Origin of the sequence: Fretibacterium fastidiosum, from assembly GCF_000210715.1 — a bacterium.
Classification (GTDB): domain Bacteria; phylum Synergistota; class Synergistia; order Synergistales; family Aminobacteriaceae; genus Fretibacterium; species Fretibacterium fastidiosum.
The window spans coordinates 2361087-2369252 of the sequence record NC_021038.1 but is presented as its reverse complement, the minus strand read 5'-3'; the positions used below and the strand labels follow the sequence as shown (position 1 = coordinate 2369252).

General features: G+C 64.0%; 10 protein-coding genes and 1 riboswitch. Of the genes, 1 reads left to right on the top strand and 9 read right to left on the bottom strand.

The genetic code is table 11. From position 1 onward, the window contains the following. The 9 genes from SY1_RS10680 to SY1_RS10640 all read right to left on the bottom strand — a co-directional run. A partial coding sequence (locus SY1_RS10680; RefSeq protein ID WP_208873772.1) for an ABC transporter permease occupies positions 1–749 on the bottom strand: 749 nt, incomplete at its 3' end. Position 750: 1 nt separating this feature from the next. Further along, positions 751–1347 carry an ArsR family transcriptional regulator gene (locus SY1_RS10675; RefSeq protein ID WP_341524062.1) on the bottom strand — a complete coding sequence of 199 codons (597 nt, stop codon included), beginning with the start codon at positions 1345–1347 and terminating at the stop codon, positions 751–753. Between the two features lie 95 nt (positions 1348–1442). Then, positions 1443–2645, bottom strand: a complete 1203-nt coding sequence (gene metK / locus SY1_RS10670) for a methionine adenosyltransferase (protein ID WP_015557024.1) — start codon at positions 2643–2645, stop codon at positions 1443–1445. 100 nt (positions 2646–2745) lie between these two features. Continuing rightward, a riboswitch (SAM riboswitch) is annotated at positions 2746–2843 on the bottom strand. A gap of 116 nt (positions 2844–2959) precedes the next feature. Next, a complete protein-coding gene (rpsD, locus tag SY1_RS10665) occupies positions 2960–3556 on the bottom strand; it encodes a 30S ribosomal protein S4 (RefSeq protein ID WP_015557023.1) in 597 nt (198 codons plus the stop codon). Between the two features lie 173 nt (positions 3557–3729). Next, positions 3730–3912, bottom strand: coding sequence for a hypothetical protein (locus tag SY1_RS10660; RefSeq protein WP_208873771.1), 183 nt, complete (start codon positions 3910–3912; stop codon positions 3730–3732). Between the two features lie 51 nt (positions 3913–3963). Then, positions 3964–5343 (bottom strand): glutamate--tRNA ligase, encoded by a 1380-nt coding sequence (gltX, locus tag SY1_RS10655; protein WP_208873770.1) that lies wholly within the window; start codon positions 5341–5343, stop codon positions 3964–3966. Then, positions 5340–6497, bottom strand: coding sequence for a 2-C-methyl-D-erythritol 2,4-cyclodiphosphate synthase (gene ispF, locus SY1_RS10650; RefSeq protein ID WP_015557022.1), 1158 nt, complete (start codon positions 6495–6497; stop codon positions 5340–5342). The genes gltX and ispF overlap by 4 nt, the downstream gene beginning before the upstream one ends. Further along, positions 6494–7126: a recombination mediator RecR gene (gene recR, locus SY1_RS10645; protein ID WP_208873769.1), complete on the bottom strand. Its 633-nt coding sequence runs from the start codon at positions 7124–7126 to the stop codon at positions 6494–6496. Before recR ends, ispF begins: the two co-directional genes overlap by 4 nt. Positions 7127–7135: 9 nt before the next feature. After that, positions 7136–7447, bottom strand: a complete 312-nt coding sequence (locus SY1_RS10640) for a YbaB/EbfC family nucleoid-associated protein (RefSeq protein ID WP_015557021.1) — start codon at positions 7445–7447, stop codon at positions 7136–7138. 189 nt (positions 7448–7636) lie between these two features. On the opposite strand from SY1_RS10640, the gene SY1_RS10635 reads away from it, so the two are divergent. Further along, on the top strand, positions 7637–8166 hold a 530-nt coding region (locus SY1_RS10635), incomplete at its 3' end, for an amidohydrolase family protein (protein ID WP_208873767.1).

Sequence of the window (8166 nt, the reverse complement as noted above, 5' to 3'; positions counted from 1 at the left end):
CCCGGCAGGTAGAGCGAGCTTGCCGTCCCCTGAACGCACCAGCGAAACCCGTCGATCACCCCGACCATGGGGTTGAGGCTGTAGAGCAGGCGCCAGCGGTCCGGCACCACGGAGCTGGAGAACCCCACGGGCGAGACGTAGAGGCCGAACTGAACCAGGAACGGGACGATGTAGCGAAAGTCCCGGTACTTCACGTTCAGGGCCGAGAGCCAGTAGCCCACGCCAAGCGCCGAGAGCGTCGCCAGGAGGAAGAAGAACGGCATCAACAGGATGGCGGGGGAAGGAGCGAAGCCGTACCACAACATCAAAAGGCCCAGAAGGGCCAGCGAGATCAGGAAGTCCACCGCGCTCACGATGACCGAACTGGTCGGCACGATCAAGCGCGGAAAGTACACCTTGCTGATCAGGCGGGACTCCGCTATCAGGGAGTTTGAGCTCTCCTGCATCGCGTTGGCAAAGTACTGCCACGGCAGCATCGCGGAGAACACCAGGATGGGATAGGGCACGCCCTCGCTGGGCAACCTGGCCAGCCTGCCGAACACCACGGTGAACACCACCATGGTCAGGAGGGGCCGGATCACGCTCCAGGCGACGCCGATGACCGTCTGCTTGTAGCGCACCAGGATATCGCGCCAGGCCAGAAAATAGAACAGTTCCCGATAGCGCAGAAGCTCCCGGAAAAAGGCTCCCGTCGTTCGATTGGGCTCGATGATCAGGTCGAAACCGGCATCCGTGGACTTGTCAGTCATGTTACCCCGCATCCCTCACTTGCTTCTGCAGAACTCCATCCTGCTCGCCCCAGACGAACAGGGACTCCTCGGGACGCAGGGTCCCGCGCAGGGTCTCGTACTCTTCCGGGGTCAGGACGAGTGCCCGAACCTTCCGTGAGATCAGGCTCTCCACCTTCTCCACAAGCTCGCCAAGATACGCCCGATCGACCGTCCCCACCAGGATCAGGTCGATGATCCCGCTGTCGATCCCATGGGCGTAGTCGCCCGTGATCAACGCTGCACGCACGGAGCCCATGCGCCGGACGATCCCCTCCACCACCTGATCGATCCCCAGCACCTTGCGCACGATCCGATGCAGCTCCGGAAAGAGCGGGTGGCTCCGGCAGGCTCGGTAGGTGCGCTTGCGCCCCTCGGCAGGGACCTCCTCCAGGAACCCCGCAGAGCACAGCCGATTCAACTCCACCCGCACGGCGTTGGTGGACTCTCCAAACTCCTCGGCCAGCCCACGAAGGTAGGACGTGACATCCGGGTTCAGGAAGAACTTCACAAGGAGCTTTATTCTCGTCTTGGATGGAATCAAAGAATCGATCATCATGTGAGCAATTTTATTACTCAAGAATAGTCTATGTAAATAGGCCTTAATGCCTAATCAAAGGGACGCCTTGCGGCGTCCCCTCACGTCTACCCGTCTACCAACCCTTTGTCGGCGCGTTAAAGTCCGGCAGCCTTGCGAAGCTCCTCTGCCCTGTCCGTCTTCTCCCAGCAGGGCAGGTGCGGCAGGTCGATGCGGCCCATGTGCCCATAGGCGGCGAGGGCCCGATACTGGGGCCTGCGAAGGTCCAGGTCCCGAATGATCGCGGCGGGGCGGAAGTCGAAGCGTTCGCGGATGAGCTCGACGATCTTCTCGTGGCTGATCCTGCTCGTGCCGAAGGTCTCCACGTTCAGGGAGACGGGTTCCGCCACGCCGATGGCGTAGGCCACCTGGATCTGGCACTTGTCTGCAATGCCGGCGGCCACGACGTTCTTCGCCGCATAGCGCGTCATGTACGCGGCGCTGCGGTCAACCTTCGTGGGGTCCTTGCCTGAGAAGGCGCCACCGCCGTGGGGAATCCATCCGCCGTAGGTGTCCACGATGATCTTGCGCCCCGTCAACCCCGTGTCGGCCATCGGGCCGCCCTTTACGAAGCGCCCCGTCGGGTTGACGAAGATGCGGGTGTCCGTGTCGAGAAGGGCGTCGGGAACGATGGGGTTGATGACGTGCTCGATGATGTCCGCGCGAATCTCCTTGAGGCCGGCCTCTGGGTGGTGCTGTGCGGAGACGACGATCGTGTCCGCGTGAACGGCCTTGTGCCCCTCGTAGCGGAGGGAAACCTGGGTCTTGCCGTCCGGGCGGAGGTAGGGGATCGTCCCGTCGCGCCGAACCTTGGTCAGCTGACGCGCCAGGTTGTGGGCCAGGGCGATGGGCATGGGCATGAACTCCTTCGTCTCGTTGCACGCATAGCCGAACATCATCCCCTGGTCGCCCGCTCCGATCTTGGAGATGTCCTCGTTGGAGAGCTTGTCGCGGACCTCGATCGCGTTGTCCACGCCCTGGGCGATGTCGCCGGACTGCTCGTCGATGGCGGTCAGCACTGCGCAGGTCTCGCCGTCAAAGCCGTACTTGGCCCGGGTGTAGCCAATCTCCTTGACGATCTCGCGGGCCAGCTTCGGAATGTCCACGTACGTGGAGGTCGTGATCTCGCCGGAGACCATCACCAATCCCGTGGTGCAGAGCGTCTCGCAGGCGACGCGGCCGTTGGGGTCGTCCTTCAGGATCGCGTCCAGAACGCCGTCCGATATCTGATCCGCAACCTTGTCGGGATGTCCCTCCGTCACGGACTCCGAGGAAAAAATGAACCTGTCCTTATCTGTCATGTTTCTGCCTCCCTATCGAAAATCAGGGCCGCCTCGCGGCACAAAAAAGCGCCCTCCCTCACGCAAAACAAGGAAGAGCGCGTTAAAAACTATTCTCTTCCTCTCATCATCCAGCCCTGCGGGCTGCTGGTATTGGCACCTGATTCGACAGGTTGCCGGGCTTCATCGGGCCAGTCCCTCCACCTCTCTTGATAAGAGTGTTCTCAATAAAGTTTAAAGCCAATAACTGGGCGTATTATACCGCCTCGTGCCGCCATGTCAAGAAATTCCATAGATCGCAAAACCGGGAGTGCGGCACCCCTCCGATCGACGGGCTACTTCGAGTACAACTCCACCGCCAGAATCTCGTTGACCTCAATGGGGAGCTCCTCTCGCATAGGCTCCCGGATCAGCTTGGCGCTGAACTGGTTCTTGTCCTTCTCAAGGTAGGGCACGCTGAAGGAGGCCAGCCCCTGGAAGTTGTTCTGGAAGGTCTCGTTCGTGCGGGACTTCTCCTTCAGGCTGATCACGTCGTTCACCTTGACGTTGCAGGACGGGATGTCCACCTTGACGCCGTTCAGGAGAATGTGGCCATGGCTCACCATCTGGCGCGCCTGACGGATGGAACGGGCAAAGCCGATGCGGTAGACCAAGTTATCCAGGCGGCACTCCAGGTTCTTCAGGAGGGCAACGCCGGTCATCTCCGTGCTCTTCTTCGCGATCTTAAAGTAACGGGCAAACTGACGCTCCAGGATGCCGTAGTAGGCCTTGATCTTCTGCTTCTCCATCAGCTGGAGGGCGTACTGCGACACCTTCTGACCGCCGCGGGCGGGCTTCTTGGTGTCCACCCTCTTCATCGCCTTGGGGTGGCCGCAGACGTTGACGCCCAGGTGGCGGGACAGCTTGAAACGGGGTTCTCTCCGAGTTGCCATAAAGACACTCCCTCACTCAAATTTTATCTAAAACTTCAGCGGGCCCCAAGGCCCTGTTCACACCCAAACCAAGTTGTTAGATCATCAACAACTTTTTGAGTTTATCACCTGTCCACGAAAATGTAAAGGTCAAAAACGTCTTCCCTTCGCGATTCCTGCCCTGTAAGCCCACACTAGATGCTGCTGTCCTCGATGAACGCAGGCCAGAAGTTTTCTATCGCCTCTTCGTAGGCTTCGAAGGGGGGCAACTCGACGACCTCATCGATGAGGACGTACTGCTCAAAGCCGCCCAGTTCCAGTTCTCCAACCCAGTTCTCCGCGTCACACACCTTGTTGTGCGAGTAGACGCCCGCCACGCCGTTCACCGTCCTTCAGGTCCTCTGCGTTCCATCATTATACCAGAATGCTCAAGAACCTCCGTTCAGGCGCGCACAGCACGCCTCCTTCCCCATGGCGAACAGCACCAGCGGCAGTGGCGGCCCCTTGTCGGCGCCCGTCAAAAAAAGGCGCAGCGGGTGGAAGAACTCGCGCCCCTTAAGACCCTGTCCCTTCATGAAGGCGCCCAGGGCGGACTTCAGGGCCTCCGGGCTCCAGTCCTCCGCCCCCGCAAGGGCTGCGGCGAGGGCCGGCATCCAGGGAGAGCGCTCCCCTTCGGGAGGTTGGGTCAAAAAGGCAAGGGCGTCGCGCAGGTCGGGCAGGAAGGGCGTCTCCTCAAGCATGTCCTCGATCAGCGGCGCGAGGCGATCGGCGCAGGGGCAGAGAGTCGGCGTCGCGGCGGCGAGGTCCAGGGCCAGCCGGGCTCCACCCCGCCGCTCCATGGCCCGCCTCTGCCAGTAGAGCAGGTGCCCTTCGTCGTGGACCGGCGAGGATCGGACGATCGCCGAGAGAGAGAAGGACGCCGGCAGACGGCTCAGGTCCAACAGCGGCGCGCCCTCCGGCGGCGTCCAGCTCAGCGTCGCCAGGTAGGCGATCAAGGCCTCGGGCAGGAACCCCCGTTCGCGGTACTCGCGAATGGGGGTCGAGCCCGTCCGCTTGCTCAGCTTCTGCCGGTCCGGCGAGAGGACCATGGGGATGTGGGCAAAGGCCGGATGCGGCCATCCCATCCGGTCCAGGATCGCGAGTTGGCGCGCCGTGTTGGGGACGTGTTCATCCCCCCGGATGACGTGGGTGATACCCATCAGGTGATCGTCCACGGCGGAGGCGAACAGGTAGGTCACGGTGCCGTCGTTCCGCTCAAGGACGAAGTCACCGATCGAACCGGCGGGAAAGGACTGCCGCCCACGGACGAGGTCGTCGAAGGCGAGGTTCTGGTCCGGCAGCGCCAGGCGCCAGCAGGGCCGCTCTCCGCCGGCAACGCGGCGGGCGACCTCCTCAGGGGTGAGCCTGCGGCACCGCCCGTCGTACCGCGGCGGTTCTCCCCGCGCCAACTGGTCCCGTCGCAGGGCGGACAGCCGCTCCTCCGAGCAGAAACAGGGGTAGACTGCCCCGATCGCCCTCAGACGATCCATCCCGCGGCGATAGAGGGCCCCGCGTTCGCTCTGCCGGCAACTCGTGTTTGAGGGCACGCCCGGCCCCTCGTCCCAATCGAGCCCCAGCCAGCGCAGGTCGTCGATCAGCGCGGCCTCGAACTCCGGCCGCGAGCGCTCCGCGTCCGTGTCGTCGATGCGGAGGATGAAGCGCCCTTCTTCCCCTGCGGAGCGGGCACACAGGAAGTTAAAGAGCGCGGTACGCGCACCGCCGATGTGCAGCTCTCCCGTCGGGGAGGGGGCAAAGCGCGTACGGATCACCTTGTCCCGTCCCCGTACAGCGTGGCGGAGGCCCAGCAGGTCATGGAGCCTCCAAGGCCGGGGTCCCCCGTCCCCTCGGCGGACTTCGCCTTGAGGCTGACGCAGTTGGGCAGATCCGGGTTCAAGATCGCGGAGAGTCGCTTTCGCATCTCCACAAGGTGGGGGCTGAGGCGCGGGACCTGCGCCTGGACCACGGCATCCACCCAGGCGATCGTCCACCCCGCCTCGACGACGAGGTCCACGGCCGTCTTGAGGAGCTCCATGCTGTCCGCATCCCGGTACTCCTCGCTGCTGGCGGGAAAGAGCGTCCCGACGTCGGGCAAGCCAGCCGCTCCCAGGATCGCGTCGGCGACGGCGTGGGCCAGCAGGTCGGCATCGGAATGTCCCAGGAGCCCCAAGGGGGAGTCCTCGATCAGGACGCCGCCCAGGATCAACGGGCGTTCCGGGACCAGGCGGTGGACGTCGTACCCCAGCCCCGTCCGGACGGTGGGGGCGCGCCGCCCCTCCGCGATCCTCTCCGCGATGTGCAGGTCGTCGGGCCAGGTCACCTTGAAGTTCAGGCGCTCCCCCTCCACGCAGTGCAGCTCCAGGCCTGAGGCCAGCCACGCCTCGGCCTCGTCCTTCGCGGCGGGGCCGCGTTCCCGCAAAGCGGCCATCAGGGTCGGCCTGTAGAAGGATTGAGGCGTTTGGGTCATGTAGAGGCCATCGCGATCGACCGCCTCCACCCGCTCCCCGTCGATTCGCTTGATGGCGTCCGATGCCGGAAGGACGGGGACGGCCCCAACGCCCTCGCTGGTCTCCTCCATGAGGCGGCGCATCAGGGAGATGCTGATGAAGGGACGGGCCGCGTCGTGGACCATGACGTAGTCGAAGGACGCCGCGTTAAGGCCGCTGAGGACGGACTCGGCCCGCGAGGCGCCGCCGCCCGCCAGGCGCAGCGGGATGCGGGCGCTCTGGCGCCAGGGCGGCGGGGTCACCTCGCCCCTGGGAAGGACCAGAACGATCTCCCCGATGCCCTCCTCCGCCATGGAGGCCGCCATCTCCGCGCTCCACCGCCACATCGGCCGTCCCCCCAGGAGGCGGAACTGCTTTCGCTCCCCCCCCATGCGGCTGCCGCTGCCCCCTGCCACGATGACGAACGAAAACCTCTTCATTTTTCCTCTCCGCTCCCATTCCCTGTGGACACGGCCGTGCGCGACTCGAGCGCCGTGTGCAGCGTCATCCTGTCGGCAAACTCGATGGAGCCGCCGACAGGCAGGCCAAAGGCCAGGCGCGAGATCTTCATCCCCTCGCGCATCCCCGGAGCCCCCCTCAACGCATCGAGGAGGGTGTAGTACGTCAGGTCTCCCTCCATGCGGGGGTTGGTGGCGATGATGACCTCCTTCGCGTCGAGCTCCCGAATGTGCGACAGGAGGGAATCCACGCTCTCCGGGCTCAGGTCCTCGTCGTCGAAGGGGGAAACGCGGTTGTCCAGCACGTGGTAGAGGCCGTTGTAGATCCCCGCCTGCTCAAAGGAAACCAGATCGTCGATGTCCTCCACGACGCAGAGCGTTTCCCGGTCCCGCAGCGCGTCGCTGCAGATCGGACAGGGGTCCCCGCTCGATACGTTGCCGCACCTGCTGCAGACGCAAAGCTCATCCTTCAGGGTGGCGATGCGCCTCCCCAGGTCCTGAAGCTCTGCAGAATCCCTCTTTAAAAGGTAAAAGACCATCCGCCTCGCGCTCTTGTTTCCGACGCCGGGGAACTTCGTGAAGGACAGGATCAGGTCCGCGATAGGGTCCAAGGCCGCCGCCTACATTCCGAGCCCCATGGCGCCGAGGGCACCGGTCACGCTGCCCATCCTCTGGGCGGCCAGCTCCTTGCTCTGCTTCAGCCCCTCGTTGACCGCAGCCGTGACGAGGTCCTCCAGCATCTCCCGGTCGTCGGGCTTGATGACCTCAGGGTCGATGTGTATCCCCACCAGGTCCCCGCTCCCGGTGAACACGGCCTTCACCATGCCGCCGCCCACGCTGGCCTCCACGGTTTCCTCCGCCAGCTTTTCCTGTATCTGCATCATCTGCGCCTGCATCTTCTGGGCCTGCTTCATGATATTGTTCAGCTTCATCGAACCAACCTCCAAGGCAAAATGTCGAGCCGGAAAACCTGAAAGCATTTTGAAAGTATAGCGTCTTTTTCTGTTCCACGCACCATAAAATACAACGAGTCCTGAAAAGTAACCCTGCGCCCGCTATAATACGACCGAACGACGCCCCGCAAGCGAAGGGCGCGGGCGTTCGAGAAGGGAGAGGGGGCCATGAAGTTCCTGGCTGGGGAAAGGATATTGTGGGACGGCGCGATGCTGGAGGGGCACGCCCTGCTCTTCGACGACAGGGTCCTTGCGTGCCTTCCTGAGGACCGGACCGACGGGATCGAGGCGGAGCGCGTCGAGGCCGGGGGACGGTACGTCCTGCCGGGCTTCGTCAACGTACACGTTCACGGGGCCATGGGGTACGACGCCATGGATGCGACGGATGAGGCCCTAGACGCCCTGAGCCTGGCCATGGCAAAGGAGGGCGTCACGGCCTTCCTGCCCACCTCCGTCACCGCTCCGATGGGAGAGATCGACGCCGCGGTGCGCGCCGTGCGCCGGGGCATGGGGCGCACCCTGCCCGGCGCGGCCATCCTGGGGATGCACCTCGAAGGACCGTGGATCGACGAGGCCATGCGGGGCGCGCACCCTGCGGCCTTCATCGGCCGCTCTCCGGACGTCCCATGGGTGGCGGAGCGCGCGGACGTCCTGCGCATCGTCACGTTCTCGCCGACGCTGGACCCACAGCACTCCTT

Coding starts and splice junctions, on each gene's coding strand:
- ispF (WP_015557022.1), bottom strand. CDS start 6,497: ATGAAGAGGTTTTCGTTCGTCATCGTGGCAGGGGGCAGCGGCAGCCGC.
- metK (WP_015557024.1), bottom strand. CDS start 2,645: ATGACAGATAAGGACAGGTTCATTTTTTCCTCGGAGTCCGTGACGGAG.
- SY1_RS10640 (WP_015557021.1), bottom strand. CDS start 7,447: ATGAAGCTGAACAATATCATGAAGCAGGCCCAGAAGATGCAGGCGCAG.
- rpsD (WP_015557023.1), bottom strand. CDS start 3,556: ATGGCAACTCGGAGAGAACCCCGTTTCAAGCTGTCCCGCCACCTGGGC.